Consider the following 14,155-nt stretch of genomic DNA (forward strand, 5'->3'; position numbering starts at 1 on the left):
GCCACGCGGGTTAGCGCCTGATGCGCGCCACATCAACCTTTCCGGCGTATCGGAATACCATGGGCCAGCGGGCTGATCGCCAGCGCCGCGCCCAGCGCCAGCACGGCGGCCAGCGTGAGTGGGCGGATTACAGCCGCCTGCGCCCCATGGCTGCGCGCCAGCGACGCGCCCCAGATCAACACCGGCCCGTGAATGGCATAGATGGGATAGGACAATCGCCCCAGCGCATCGGCCACTTTCGCGCCAATCCGGCCCAGCGAAACCTGCGCTGCGCACCACAGCGCCACTGGGAATACGCCAAAGACCGCCAGCAGATCGCCCGGCACCGTGGCCATCGGCACATGCGAAAGCCCCGCCAAGGTCAGCGGCACCCATGCCGCGCCGACCCATGCCATCCATGGCGTGACACGCCAGCGCCCGGTGGCAAATTGCCGCCCCATCCATACGCCTAGGCCATAGCCGAAGCCGACGCGGGCAAAGCCGCCCCACCAGTTGCGCCCCGTATCGCCCAGACCGACCGAACCCCAGTCATAGGCGCAAACCGCCAGCAACCCGCCGCAGGCCAGCGTAAAAATCAGCAGCATCCGGTTCCCCAACCGTCGCAGCAACAGCGCATGGGCCGCATTGGCCAGCACTTCATAGGCCAGCGACCATTGCGGGCCGTTGAGCTGAAATAACGCGCCCTTGCCTCGCTGATAAGGGATCAGCAGCAATCCCGCCGCCGTCAGCCAGCCCAATTGCCACGTCATGCCCATCGTATAGCGCCACGCCGCCCCGATCAGCACGCCCACCGCCAAGACCGGCCATAACCGCGCCACCCGGCGGAGCATGAAGTCGCCCGCGCCCATGCCCGCCCGCAATTTCGGTTCGAACGCCAGCGTCAGGACAAAGCCCGAAAGCATGAAGAAGAAATCCACCGCCAGATAGGCGCGCGGAAACAGGCCCGGTGAATGATAGAGCGGCGCTTCATGATGCAGCACCACGCCCACAGCCGCCAGCCCGCGCAGGGCATCCAGCATCGGCAGGCGGGCGGGAGAGGCGGTTTTGGACATGCGCCGTCGCCTTGGGGCAGAATGGCGCGTCAGGCAAGCGTCACACTTGTCTCGGCTTCGCCTTGGCCCTAGCCTTTGTGTGCTTTGGGGAGATTGGCTATGCTGGCTGGAATGTTGATTGTGTTGCAACAGGCAGCGATTGCTCATCCAGCAGCTCCGCCGCCGCCAATCGCTATTTCGCCGGCGCCGGTGATTACGCCCGCCGAAACCCTGCCGCGTGGGCCGATGCCCAAGAATGGGCCAAGCGGCTGGATCCAGACCAGTGATTATCCGGCCATGGCGGTCAAGAACGGCGAATCGGGCACCACCCGCTTTATGGTCAGTGTTGATGCCAAGGGGGCGATCACCAATTGCGTGGTGGTTTCAACCAGCGGTTCAGCGGCGCTGGACCGGGCAACATGCGATTTGATCCGTGCCCGCGCCACATTCAATCCGGCGCTGGACAATGCGGGCAAACCTGTTTCGGGCAGCTATACGAACCAGACGCGCTGGGTCCTGCCGCCGCCGGGCACGGTGCCGCAACCGGGCGAGTTTCAATTCCATTTCGTGGTCGAAAATGATGGCCGCCAAACCGAATGCAAGGTCGAAAAGGCAACCGGAACGATGGAGGGCCGGGTGAAAGTCGTCGGCGATGGATGTCCGGCGGTGCATTTCCGCGAACCGTATAAGGACGCGCAGGGCAATCCGGTGCGCAGGCGGGTTACCATCATTCAATCGGTCATCGTCGAACCTGCGCCCTAGACGTCGTCAATAGTCCTGCCTATATCCCCAAACATGCTGCGGCTGCTGTTATCATTTCTGGCTCTGGTTTCCGGTCTTGCCGCAATGGCTCCGGAAACGGATGCGCGCGCCTTTGCCGCGCGTCCCGCCATTGCCGCCACGATGCAGGATGCAGGCGCCGCGCGGGTTTCGGCCCATGTCGTGGCCCATGCGCGGGAAATTACGCGCCCGGCCCAACCCCGGTTGATCGAGGCGGTGCAAACGCCCGCGCCTCTGACCTATGCTGCGCCTTCGGTGCGGCTTCGCGTGGATCGTGCCCACGAATAAGGCCGGTTGGCCCATTTGATTTTCGACATGCTTTGATGGCGCGCGCCCGCGGTTGGCGCCCCATGCCCCACATCTGTATTCAGGAATTTCCCCATGTTTTCCAAGCTTGCCAAGTCGATCTTCGGCTCGTCGAATGATCGTTATGTAAAGTCGCTCGACAAGATTGTTCGCCAGATCGGCGCCTATGAATCGCAATTGGCCGAAATGAGCGACGAGGAATTGCGCGGCATGACTGCCAAGTTCCGTGAGGAAATCGCGGGCGGGCGCACGTTGGATGACATCCTGCCCGAAGCCTTTGCCGTGGTGCGTGAAGCGTCGAAGCGTTGCATGGGTATGCGCCATTTCGATGTGCAGATGATCGGCGGCATCGTGCTGCACCGTGGCGAAATCGCCGAAATGCGCACGGGTGAGGGCAAGACGCTGGTGGCGACGCTGGCGGTTTATCTCAACGCGCTGGAAGGCAAGGGCGTGCATGTCGTCACGGTCAACGACTATCTGGCCCGGCGCGACGCGGAAACGATGGGCGTGCTGTATAATTTCCTCGGCCTGACGGTGGGCGTGATTGTGCCCAACCTTAACGAGTACGAACGTCGCGAGGCGTATAATTGCGACATTACCTATGCCACCAACAATGAGCTGGGTTTTGACTATCTGCGCGACAACATGAAGCATGATCGTGATCAGATGGTCCACCGTCCGTTCAATTACGCGATCGTTGACGAAGTCGATTCGATCCTGATCGACGAAGCGCGCACGCCTTTGATCATTTCCGGCCCGACCGATGACAAGAGCGACCTCTATGTCTCGGTGGACGCGGTGGTGCGCGAACTGATCAAGGACGACAGCACGTTTGAGGCCGATGAAAAGTCCAAGAACGTCACGCTGACCGAGGATGGCGTGGAAAAGGCCGAGCGCCTGCTGGAAGGCGCGGGGCTGCTGGAAGGCAGCAACCTCTATGCCATTGAAAACACGCAGGTCGTCCATCACCTGGATCAGGCGATGAAGGCCAATGTCATGTTCAAGCGCGACATTGATTACATCGTCAAGGATGGCAAGGTCGTCATCATCGACGAGTTCACCGGGCGCATGATGGATGGCCGCCGCTGGTCCAACGGCCTGCATCAGGCGGTCGAGGCCAAGGAAGGCGTCAAGATCGAGCCGGAAAACCAGACCATGGCCTCGATCACCTTCCAGAACTATTTCCGCATGTATCCCAAGCTTTGCGGCATGACCGGCACGGCCGCGACCGAGGCGGCCGAATTCTTCGACATCTACAAGATGAACGTGGTGACCATCCCCACCAACGTTCCGGTGCAGCGCATCGACGAGGAAGACGAGTTCTATAAGAACACGCTCGATAAATTCGCCGCCATTGCCAAGCTGATCCGCGAGAAATATGAGAGCGGTCAGCCGGTGCTGGTGGGTACGGTTTCGATTGAAAAGTCGGAACTGCTCAGCGAATTCCTGACCAAGGAAGGGGTGAAGCACAATGTGCTGAACGCCCGTTTCCACGAGATGGAAGCCCATATCGTCGCGCAGGCGGGCCGTCTGGGCGCCGTCACCATTGCCACCAACATGGCCGGACGCGGCACCGACATCAAGCTGGGCGGCAATCTGGAATTCCGCATCGAGGATGAATTGCGCGACATGCCCGAAGGGCCGGAGCGCGACGCCAAGATCGCCGAATTCAAAGCTGAGATCGACGCTGAGAAGGAAAAGGTGCTGGCCGCGGGCGGACTTTGCGTGATCGGCACAGAGCGCCACGAAAGCCGCCGCATCGACAACCAGTTGCGCGGCCGTTCGGGCCGTCAGGGCGACCCCGGCCTGTCGAAATTCTACCTCTGCCTTGAGGACGATCTGCTGCGTATCTTTGGCCCGGACACGATGTTCTCGAAATTGATGAACAGCAACCTTGCCGATGGCGAGGCGATCGGGTCACGCTGGCTGTCCAAGGCCATCGAGACGGCGCAGAAGAAGGTCGAGGCGCGCAATTATGACGTGCGCAAGCAGGTCGTCGAATATGATGACGTGATGAATGATCAGCGCAAGGTCATCTATGAACAGCGCGCCGACATCATGGATGCGCAGGCGATGGATGAAGTTGTCCATGACATGCGCCACGATACGGTCAACGCGCTGGTCGGTACGGCATGCCCTCCGGGTTCGTATCCGGAAGTTTGGGACATCGAAGGCCTGACCAATGCCGTGCGCTTTACGCTGGGCATTGAGGCGCCGATTGCCGATTGGGTTCAGGCCGAAGACGGGATCGAGCCGGAAACCATTGAGGAACGTCTGGCCGAAATGGCCGACGCCCACATGGCCGACAAGCTGTCGCGCAATGATCCCGAAATCTGGCGTCAGGTGGAAAAGAGCGTCTTGCTGGAACGACTCGACCACCATTGGAAGGAGCATCTGGCCACGCTCGACGCGCTGCGTCAGGTCGTTTTTCTTCGCGCCTATGCGCAAAAGACGCCGATTAATGAGTATAAGCAAGAAGCCTTCGGTCTTTTTGAACGTATGATTGAGCAAATTCGCGAAGATGTGACGCGAATTCTTGCAACCGCCGAATTGCAGTTTGCACAGCCCGAAGCGCCTGCGCTGCCCGAATTGCCCGATTTCCTGACCACGCATATCGATCCGTTTACCGGAGAGAATGATGCGATTGCCCCTGCCTTGCCGAGTGCCGCGCCGGGTTTCGATCCCAACCAGATTGACCCCACAATGTCGCGTAACGCCCCGTGCCCCTGTGGTTCGGGCCAGAAATATAAGCATTGTCACGGGGCTGTGGCTTAATGCCTGACCGGGGCGCGACATCATGTTCGCGCCCCTTCGCAAGGCGGCCCGGCGGTGCAAATGGCCTGCAATGCAAAAATCTGTATGCTTTGAAAATTAACCATGTAGCAGGGTTTTGCCCCCGCTAAACGGCTACATTTCGTACCTATCGGCTATTGCTGACGGCTTGTTCATAACCGCTTTACCATTTCCTGCAATATATAGGGGGCAAACCTTGGGAAGGCGGGCTTGCTCTTCTTCCCTCTTCGCCAAACTTTCGCAGGTGGACCGACCGGTGAGTCAAGACTTCTTCCGTACCGAAATGGCAGCGCCCCCGGCGCCAGAGGTCGGGCAAGTCTCTGGTGCGGAATTGCGCGGAGCGCCGCGTTTCACGTTGCTGGTCCGATCGGCCAAGCTGATCATCGACGGGCGTGAATATCTTTGCGTTTTGCGCGACGCGTCGGCAACCGGGTGCAAGGTGCGCGTGTTCCACGCCCTGCCGCCGTTCAGCTCGATTGCGCTGGAAACGTCGAGCGGCGAACGCTTTCCCATGGAATTGATGTGGAATCGCGATGACCATGCCGGTTTCCGCTTCTTTGACATGATCAATGTTCAGCGTCTGCTTGATGACAAATGTGGCCTTTATCCAAAGCGCCAGATTCGTCTTAAGACCGACGCCGAAGCCATCATCTTTTCGGGCAGCCAGCAGATCCGCGCGATGTTGCGCGATATTTCGCAACAGGGCGCCTGTATCGAATGCCCCGAACGCCTGATGCTGCGCCAGTCGGTGCGGGTTGAAACCTTTGGCTTCCCCCCGCTTCACGCCAAGGTCGTGTGGCGCCAACAGCCCCGTCACGGCCTGGTGTTCGACCGCGGTTTCCTGATGGAGGAATTGGCCCAGAACATGGCCAAGATGCACGAGGGCGATGGCCATGACCCCAAGGGGCGTTTGCGCGCGGCCTGCTGAGGATATTTGTCGATTTAACGGCTTCTCACGCAAAAAGGCCCGGCAAGCATCTCCAGAGCGCTTGCCGGGCCTTTTTGTGTCCCTGCCGGGCCTAGGAAACGCCGCGCAACACCTTTTTGACCCGGCGGGGTTTGTGATGGCGATGATCGCGCAGGATCAGGCTCGTCCCTTCCTCGCCAATCGCATAATCTTTGCGGACCTGATCGATCAGCGCGTCGACATCCTCCTCGCTGGCGGCCGGGCTGATCGGGATGCGTGCGATGGTCATGCCTTCGTCGGGATCATCGATCGAGAGGAACGATGTGGCCGCATCACCCAGGGTTTCGACATTAAAGCCGCCGTCGATGTGCCACATATTGCCGTCGATGCTGAAAATCGCGCGGCGGCAATGGCGGCATTGCGCATAAAAGGCGCCATCGACACGGTCGCGGGGTTTGTGGGCGGGATGATGTTCGCGGGTGTACCAACATTGAGTAAGCGCGAGCGTGGACATGGCAGGTCCTCGGAAAGGCGGGAACAGGCCATCAGTCTAGACGCAATCGCTGATAGTTTGGTTATTTTGAATTAGGCAGTCCGCCGGGCAAAAACCCCTATGGCGTTGACGATTGGTGGTTGGTTACTTGTCATACTGTTCCAGAAACTGACGCTCGGCGTCTTCGACATCGCTGGTTATACCGATCATGCGCCGTTTGACGCGAATAAAGTCGCCCGCGACATCTTTGGGCAGGTCGGCACGAATTTCCGCATTATCGCTGCTGCTTGAACCGGCGGCGACGTGCAGAGCCACGCGTTGCTCACTCGAATGCAATCGGGTGCAATCTCCTTGCGGCGACATCAGGCGCGGACAGGCATAGGCATCGACCCACATGTCGACCGATGTGACGGTGGAATCCGTGCCGTTAAACACTTTAAGCGGCAATTTGAGCACAAGTTCGCCATCTTCGATCGCGCCCGATGTGCCGTCGGTTTCGACCTGCACGCTGCCCTCGACGAAATGTTTGCTGGCCTCATAGGTGCGCACCGCCGCCGTACCGCCCCCGATGGCGACCAGCAGCAGAAACAGATAACCCGGACGCCACAGGGCCAGATTGCGCAGGTCATTTGATTTGAGGGATTGCGAAGGCATTGGTCGTCCTTGCTGAAGCAGGATCAAACCTATGCGTGATGGCGCGTTAAATAGGCGCTGCAAAACGGGGTGAAGGTAAATTAAGGCTGTTTTTCAAACACCTAGTATAAACACCTAGGTTCAGCGCGTTTCTTGCCGCTTGGGCTGGGCCGCATGGCTCCCTGAGTAGGATTCGAACCTACGGCCGCTCGATTAACAGTCGAGAGCTCTACCGCTGAGCTATCAGGGAACGGGCCGGCGATGCCGGGCGTTTATGCGGTCTTTCATCATGCCGGACATATGTCCGAGGATGAAATGGCTCCCTGAGTAGGATTCGAACCTACGGCCGCTCGATTAACAGTCGAGAGCTCTACCGCTGAGCTATCAGGGAGCAGCCCGGCGAACCGGGCAGGTGCGCGCCAATACCATCTTGTCCGGCTTTGACAAGCCCGCATTGGCGCAGGATCAAATTTTTTTGTCTATGGTGTGGAAAACTCGGTCGATTTAATCGGGTGTGGGCCGAATCCTCAAACCTGGAACTGTTCCGCAAAGATTCGCTCGTCCAGACTCGAATGCCGGTCGAACAGCAAGGTCAGCGAATGTTCGCGGTTGGCCGATACGCGCACATGGGCGATGTCGCGCACTTCCTTTTGGTCGGCCACGGCCGCCACTGGGCGCTTGTCGGGTTCCAGAACGCGGAATTCGACCGTGGCATTGTCCTTGATGATCGCGCCCTTCCACCGGCGTGGGCGGAACGGGCTGATCGGGGTCAGTGCCAGAATGCCGCTGCCCATGGGCAGGATCGGGCCATTGGCCGACAGGTTATAGGCCGTCGATCCGGCAGGCGTTGCCACAAGGATGCCGTCGCACGCCAATTCGGCCAGACGCACCTTGCCATTGACCGAAATCTCGATCTTGGCTGTCTGGCGCGTTTCACGCAGCAGCGAGACTTCGTTGATGGCGTAAAAATGCTGCGTCTCGCCCGCCCATGTGGTGCAGGTCATCTCCAGCGGGGCCACCGCCAGCTTGCTCGCCTTGGCGACGCGGGTGGCAATATGCTTGGTCGATTTGGGCTTGTTCATCATAAAGCCCACCGTGCCGTGGTTGAGGCCGTAAGCCGGGATCACCCGCCCCGCATCCAGCATCCGGTGCAGCACCGTCAACATAAAGCCGTCGCCGCCCAGAACCACCACCACATCGGCTTCTTCCAACGGCACCCATGGGTGGTCATTGGCCATAACCTCGGCCGCCGCCATCGCCTTGGGCGTGTCCGATACCACCAGCGCCAGGCGCAATTCTTCTGTCATTGCCGAAAATTCCGCTCCGCAAAGTTGATTGCCGGGCTGATGGCGCGCCCTTACCGGCGTCATAGGCGCGGTTTTTGACAATTGCCAGTATGGGCTTTGTGATTAGACCGCATGGCGGGAACACTTTGGCAAGAGCTTGTCAGTTATGTTAAAACCCGGTTTGAACAAACAGCGTGAAAGCACCGATGCCATTTCGCCACGATTTGCCCAATGGCATCATCCCCGCTGTCATGCAGGGTGACGATGACGCCGCCCGCGATCCTTTGACCGGATTGCTGACGCTGGACGCGGCGCGGGCGCGGCTGACCGAATGGGTGGAGCAGGGCAAATCGGCGGCCGAAACGGGTGGGGGCATTCCCCGCGTCCACGCCATGCTGATCGGCATCCGCCGCTTTGAAACCATCAATCTGGCCTATGGCGAGGCGACCGGGGACGGCGCGCTGATTGAGGTGGCGACGCGCCTTGCCCGATTGGCGGGCGAAGGGCTCAATGGCCCATGGTTCGCCGCGCGCGGGCCGGGGGGGACATTCCTGTTGATCGTGGACGAAGCGTGCAGCCGCGAACGCTGGCATGCCTTTGCCGATCAATTGGCCGACCGGATTGCCCAGCCGATTCAGCGCCGCGTTGGTACGTTGCGCTTGTCTCCTCGCATTGCCTTGCTCCGCGTGCTGGTGGGGGAAAGCGCTGAAAGCGCGATGGACCGACTGGCCCAGACCCTTGCCGTGGCGCAGCGCGATGTCGCCCGCCGCGTGGTGTGGGTCGATGGCGAAACCAACCGGGCGGGCCGTACCGCCGCGCAATTGGAGGCCGACCTCCTCCACGCCATCGACAAGGGCGAGATCGAGGTTCATTACCAACCTCAATTCGCGCTGGACGAGGATGGCAACGAACATCTCTCCGGCGCGGAGGCTCTGGCCCGGTGGAATCACCCGAAACTGGGGCGGATCGGGGCGGCGGCTTTGTTTGCCATTGCCGACCGGGCCGATCACCTGGCGCCTCTGTCGCGTCATATCGCCGAAACCGCGTTAAAGGCGGCATCGGCTTGGCCGGGGGATCTGCGCCTGTCGCTCAACGTCACAGCCGCCGATCTCGCGGCGGGCAGCTTTACCTTCGATCTGGGCAAGGCGCTGGGCAAGACCGGCTTTCCCACCGACCGGCTGACGCTGGAGGTGACCGAGCAGGTGCTGGTGGCAGACATGACTTTGGCGGAACGTTCGCTGTCCGATCTGGCGCGGTTGGGTATCCGTATTGCGCTGGATGATTTCGGGGCGGGGTTTTGTAACTTCCATTATTTGAAAACGCTGCCGCTGCATTACCTCAAACTCGACCGGTCGATGGTCGATGGCATTACCGAAGACCCGCGCGACCTTGCCGTGTTGCGTGCGATTGTGGCCATGGCCAAGGCGCTCGACCTGGATGTCGTGGCAGAGGGTATCGAAACCGAGGCGCAGCGCCTGACCGTCGCGCGCGAAGGTTGCTCCAGCTATCAAGGCTTTGTCCGGGCACAACCCATGCCGGAAAGGGCCTTTCTCGCGCTGGTGCGGGGGTGATCCTCATACCCTGCTGACGGGCGGCCTTGTCCCTTTGGTCAAAGACAAAACGCCCCGCGGGCTTGATCTGCCTCCACGACGGCGGCGGCATTTTGCGCGAAACGGCCTTCATCGATGCCGATGATGGAGGCTCTTATGAAGAACTACCTTGCCCGCCTGCTGCTGGCTCCTGTGCTGTTGGCTTTGCCCGCTGTTGCCATGGCCGGTCCCCACGGCAATTCACAAGAGGCGCAGGGCCTGTTGGACCGCGCCGTGGCCGAAGTCGGCACCGTCGGCCCCGCCAAGGCCTTTGCCGAATTCAACGACCCCAAGGGCGGCTTCAAGAACAAAGACCTCTACGTCTTCGTCTTCAGCGCCAAGGGCGTTTACGAAGCCACCGGCGCCAACCCCCAACTGGTCGGCACGCCGGCCATCGACATGACCGACGCCGAGGGCAAGCCTCTGGTTCAGGCCATGATCGCCGCCGTGAAAGATCAGCCGCAGGGCAAGGTCGATTACGTCTGGCTCAACCGTGCGGACAATCGGGTCGAGCATAAGGTCTCGCTGATCCGCCGGGTGGGGGATCATATCGTGGGGGTGGGGTATTATAAGGGGTGAGTGTTAGGGGTTGGGGCCTCCGGCGGGTTAAGGGCGGGGGCCCTTAACAATCCCGATACTGCCAGCGTTGCGCCATGGGTTCACCCAAAGCGCAACCCCGCCGCGCCGCAGGCTATAAAACCGCTTCGCGGACGGGCGCTTCTTGGCCAAGGAAGCGCCACCCCAAAACGGGATTGTTAAGGGACGATGTCCCTTAACCCGCCGGAGGCATACCCCTTAACCCTTCTTCTTCCCCTTACGCGCCACAGCGCTGAGCCCCTTGGTCAGCTGGAACAGCCCGTTCAAACGCGCCTTGGGATCGCCCCACACGCGCTGGACCACCAGCTTGGAATCGGGCCGCAGCTTGATCACGCCGCCGACACGCTCGACATAGGCGAACAGCCCCGCCGGATCGGGGAAGTTGTCATTGTGGAACGCGACCAGCGTGCCGCGCGGCCCCACGTCGATCTTGGCGATATGGGCCTCGATGGCTTGGCGCTTGATCTGGATAAGCTGGATGAGGTTCTCGGTGGCGCTGGGCAGCGGCCCAAAACGGTCGATCATTTCGGCGGACAGGGCTTCGACCTCGCGCGTGTCTTCGGCATCGTTCAACCGGCGATAGAGCGCCATGCGCACGGCCAGATCGGGGACGTAATCCTCGGGGATCATGATCGGCGCATCGACCGTGATCTGGGGCGAGAGGCCCTTGGTGCTTTCGCGCTCCAGCCCGTAATCGCCCGCCTTGGCGGCCAGAATCGCGTCCTCCAGCATGGATTGATAGAGTTCGAAGCCCACCTCGCGGATATGGCCCGATTGCTCATCGCCCAGCAGATTGCCCGCGCCGCGAATGTCGAGATCGTGGCTGGCCAACTGGAACCCTGCGCCAAGGCTGTCGAGATCGCCCAGCACCTTCAACCGCTTTTCCGCCGTCTCATTCAGCGCCCGCCCGCCCGGCGTGGTCAGATAGGCATAGGCCCGCAGTTTCGAGCGCCCCACGCGCCCGCGCAACTGATACAATTGCGCCAGACCAAACCGATCCGCGCGGTGGATAATGATCGTGTTGGCCGATGGAATGTCGATCCCGCTTTCAACAATGGTCGTGGAGAGCAGCACGTCATAGCGCCGCTCATAAAACGCGCTCATCCGCTCCTCGACCTCGCTGGCCGACATCTGGCCATGGGCGGAGATATATTTGACCTCCGGCACGGCGGCGTGCAGCCAGTCCTCGATCTCGGCCATGTCCGAAATGCGCGGCACGACGATAAAGCTCTGCCCGCCGCGATGATGTTCGCGCAGGAGCGCCTCGCGCATCACCACCTCGTCCCATTCCATCACATAGGTGCGCACGGCAAGGCGGTCGACCGGCGGGGTCTGGATGGTGGAAAGTTCACGCAGCCCCGACATGGCCATCTGCAACGTGCGCGGAATGGGCGTCGCGGTCAGCGTTAGCATATGCACATCGGCGCGCAATTGCTTCAAACGCTCCTTGTGGTTGACGCCGAAACGCTGCTCCTCGTCCACAATGACAAGGCCCAGATTCTTGAACTTCACGTTTTTGGCCAGCAGCGCGTGGGTGCCGACCACAATATCGACCGTGCCATCCTCCAGCCCCGCACGGGTCAGGCTGGCCTCCTTGTCGGGCACGAGGCGCGAGAGGCGGCCCACGTTGAGCGGGAAACCTGCAAAACGTTCGGTAAAGCCCTTGTGGTGTTGGCGCGCCAGCAAGGTTGTGGGCGCGACCACGGCCACCTGTTGCCCCGCCATGGCCGCGACGAAGGCGGCGCGCAACGCCACTTCGGTCTTGCCAAAACCGACGTCGCCGCAGACGAGGCGATCCATCGGGCGACCACTGGCCAGATCTTCGATGACATCGGAAATCGCCGCTTCCTGATCTTCCGTCTCCTGCCAAGGGAAGCGGTCGCAGAACGGATCATAGCTGGCCGGATCGGACAGCAGTGCAGGCGCGGTGCGCAGTGCGCGCAGGGCGGCGGTCTTCAGCAATTCATGCGCGATCTCGCGGATACGTTCGCGCAGCTTGGCGCGCCGCTTCTGCCACCCTTCGCCGCCCAGCTTGTCGAGCGAAACACCTTCGGATTCAGACCCAAAGCGCGAGAGCACGTCGAGATTTTCCACCGGGACATAGAGCTTGTCGCCACCGGCATAGGTGAGCATCACGCAGTCATGCGCCGACCCGCCGACAGGGATCGACTGCAACCCTTCATAGCGCCCGATCCCATGCTCCATATGCACGACCAGATCGCCCGGCGTCAGGGCGGCCAGTTCGGCAAGGAAAGCGTCGGCGGATTTCTTCTTCTTTTTGCGGCGGACCAGACGGTCGCCCAGCAGGTCCTGCTCGGTGACAAGTTCGATATCCGCATTGGCAAAGCCGGTGTCGAGCGGCAACACGATGGCCGCCACGCGCCCGGTCCCGGCAATGCCCAGCGCTTCTTGCCAATTGTCGGCCAGCGTGGGTCCGGGCGATTGCGCCTCGGCCAGGATCGAGGTGATACGCGCCCGGCTGCCCGTGGAGTAAGCGGCGAGGATGGCGCGGCGGCCCGAACGTGCGGCGGTCAGCAGGTGCCGCGCGGCGGCCTCATAGGCATTGTCGCCGCGTGCGCGTTCGGGGGCAAAATCGCGGGCATTGCCAAAGGCGAAATCGACGGTGGCCGCGCCATCGGGCTGGGGGAAAGGTTCGGCGCGGTGGGCGGGCCATGCGGCAAGCCGCGCGGACAATTCATCCTGCGTCAGGTAAAGCGAGGCCGGTTCGAGCGGACGATAGGCACCCGGAGCCTTGGCCGCGGTATCGCGCCGCGCCGCATAATAGTCGGCAATGTCGGTCAGGCGCTCTTCGGCCGAATGGCTGGCCGATGCGTCGATGATCAAAAGGTCGCTGGACGCCAGATGGTCAAAGATCGTGACCAGCCGGTCTTCGAGCAGCGGCAACCAATGTTCCATCCCGGCCAGACGGCGGCCATCGGAAATAGCCTGATATAGCGGATCGGATGTGGCCGTCGCGCCGAACATCTCGCGGTACCGGGTGCGGAAACGTTTGACGGTGGCGTCCTCCAGCATCGCCTCGCTGGCGGGCAGCAGCAGGTGTTGGTCCACCGTACCCACGGTACGCTGCGTGTTGGGGTCGAACAGGCGCAGGGTCTCGATTTCATCGCCAAAGAAATCGAGGCGCAGGCCATGTTCCAGCCCCGAGGGGAAAATGTCGAAGATCGAACCACGCACCGCATATTCGCCCGCATCCGCCACCGTATCGGTCCGCGCATAGCCCGCACGCGACAGCAGCCCGGTCAGCGTTTCACGCCCAACCTCGGCCCCGGATTTGAGCAGGCGCACCGATTCCCGAATGCGAAAGGGCGTGAGCACGCGTTGCAGCACCGCCGCAATCGTCGTGACCAGCAATTGCGGGGTCTTTGCCGGTTGTTGCAAGCGGTGGAGAGCCGCCAGACGGCGCGAGGATACCGACAATGCCGGACTGGCCCGGTCATAGGGCAGGCAGTCCCATGCGGGAAATTCAATGACCTCCAGCTCTGGCGCAAAGACCGGAGCAACATCGGCGATGGATCGCATAGCGGCTTCATCCGCCGCCACAAACACCGCCCGGCCCCCCTTATGCGCCACCGCCCGCGCCAGATCGGCCAGCACCAAAGGCTGGCTGCCGCGCGACAGACCCGCCAGCGTCAGGGGGGCGCTTGCGCCAAGAATGCGGGAGATATCAGCCATGTCTAATCCGTGTCCAAACAGCACCAAGCAACAGCAATTGCCCGCCG

Annotated in this window: 11 protein-coding genes and 2 tRNA genes; 6 read left to right on the forward strand and 7 right to left on the reverse strand. The window is 61.4% G+C overall.

Annotated features, from left to right (window positions below; genetic code table 11):
• Positions 1-32: 32 nt before the first annotated feature.
• Positions 33-1,052, reverse strand: coding sequence for an acyltransferase family protein (locus ACZ9HU_RS10420; RefSeq protein WP_476104746.1), 1,020 nt, complete (start codon positions 1,050-1,052; stop codon positions 33-35).
• Between the two features lie 99 nt (positions 1,053-1,151).
• On the opposite strand from ACZ9HU_RS10420, the gene ACZ9HU_RS10425 reads away from it, so the two are divergent.
• The 4 genes from ACZ9HU_RS10425 to ACZ9HU_RS10440 all read left to right on the forward strand — a co-directional run bounded on the left by ACZ9HU_RS10425 (position 1,152) and on the right by ACZ9HU_RS10440 (position 5,838).
• Positions 1,152-1,793 (forward strand): energy transducer TonB, encoded by a 642-nt coding sequence (locus ACZ9HU_RS10425; RefSeq protein WP_476104747.1) that lies wholly within the window; start codon positions 1,152-1,154, stop codon positions 1,791-1,793.
• A 33-nt stretch (positions 1,794-1,826) separates the two neighbouring features.
• Positions 1,827-2,099 (forward strand): hypothetical protein, encoded by a 273-nt coding sequence (locus ACZ9HU_RS10430; RefSeq protein WP_476104748.1) that lies wholly within the window; start codon positions 1,827-1,829, stop codon positions 2,097-2,099.
• 93 nt (positions 2,100-2,192) lie between these two features.
• A complete protein-coding gene (gene secA / locus ACZ9HU_RS10435; protein ID WP_476104750.1) occupies positions 2,193-4,892 on the forward strand; it encodes a preprotein translocase subunit SecA in 2,700 nt (899 codons plus the stop codon).
• A 274-nt stretch (positions 4,893-5,166) separates the two neighbouring features.
• A complete protein-coding gene (locus ACZ9HU_RS10440; protein WP_476104751.1) occupies positions 5,167-5,838 on the forward strand; it encodes a PilZ domain-containing protein in 672 nt (223 codons plus the stop codon).
• A gap of 91 nt (positions 5,839-5,929) precedes the next feature.
• Here the strand turns inward: ACZ9HU_RS10440 and ACZ9HU_RS10445 are convergent, their stop codons facing one another.
• The 5 genes from ACZ9HU_RS10445 to ACZ9HU_RS10465 form a co-directional block, all read right to left on the reverse strand.
• A complete protein-coding gene (locus tag ACZ9HU_RS10445; RefSeq protein WP_476104753.1) occupies positions 5,930-6,331 on the reverse strand; it encodes a hypothetical protein in 402 nt (133 codons plus the stop codon).
• A gap of 123 nt (positions 6,332-6,454) precedes the next feature.
• Positions 6,455-6,964, reverse strand: coding sequence for a hypothetical protein (locus tag ACZ9HU_RS10450; protein ID WP_476104754.1), 510 nt, complete (start codon positions 6,962-6,964; stop codon positions 6,455-6,457).
• 154 nt (positions 6,965-7,118) lie between these two features.
• Positions 7,119-7,193 (reverse strand) — tRNA-Asn (locus tag ACZ9HU_RS10455).
• Between the two features lie 66 nt (positions 7,194-7,259).
• Positions 7,260-7,334, reverse strand: a tRNA-Asn gene (locus tag ACZ9HU_RS10460).
• A gap of 136 nt (positions 7,335-7,470) precedes the next feature.
• Positions 7,471-8,250 carry an NAD kinase gene (locus ACZ9HU_RS10465; RefSeq protein ID WP_476104755.1) on the reverse strand — a complete coding sequence of 260 codons (780 nt, stop codon included), beginning with the start codon at positions 8,248-8,250 and terminating at the stop codon, positions 7,471-7,473.
• Positions 8,251-8,423: 173 nt separating this feature from the next.
• Between ACZ9HU_RS10465 and ACZ9HU_RS10470 the strand changes: the two genes are divergently transcribed.
• Entirely contained in the window at positions 8,424-9,800 is a 1,377-nt protein-coding gene (locus ACZ9HU_RS10470; protein WP_476104756.1) for an EAL domain-containing protein, read from the forward strand.
• A gap of 135 nt (positions 9,801-9,935) precedes the next feature.
• Complete coding sequence (locus tag ACZ9HU_RS10475; RefSeq protein WP_476104758.1) at positions 9,936-10,397, forward strand: cache domain-containing protein; 462 nt, start codon at positions 9,936-9,938, stop codon at positions 10,395-10,397.
• A gap of 216 nt (positions 10,398-10,613) precedes the next feature.
• On the opposite strand, the gene mfd is transcribed toward ACZ9HU_RS10475, so the two are convergent.
• The gene (mfd, locus tag ACZ9HU_RS10480; protein WP_476104760.1) at positions 10,614-14,108 is read right to left on the reverse strand and encodes a transcription-repair coupling factor; all 3,495 of its coding nucleotides are present in this window, start codon (positions 14,106-14,108) and stop codon (positions 10,614-10,616) included.
• Between the last annotated feature and the right edge of the window lie 47 nt (positions 14,109-14,155).

The organism is Novosphingobium sp. Sphag1I, assembly GCF_056279125.1.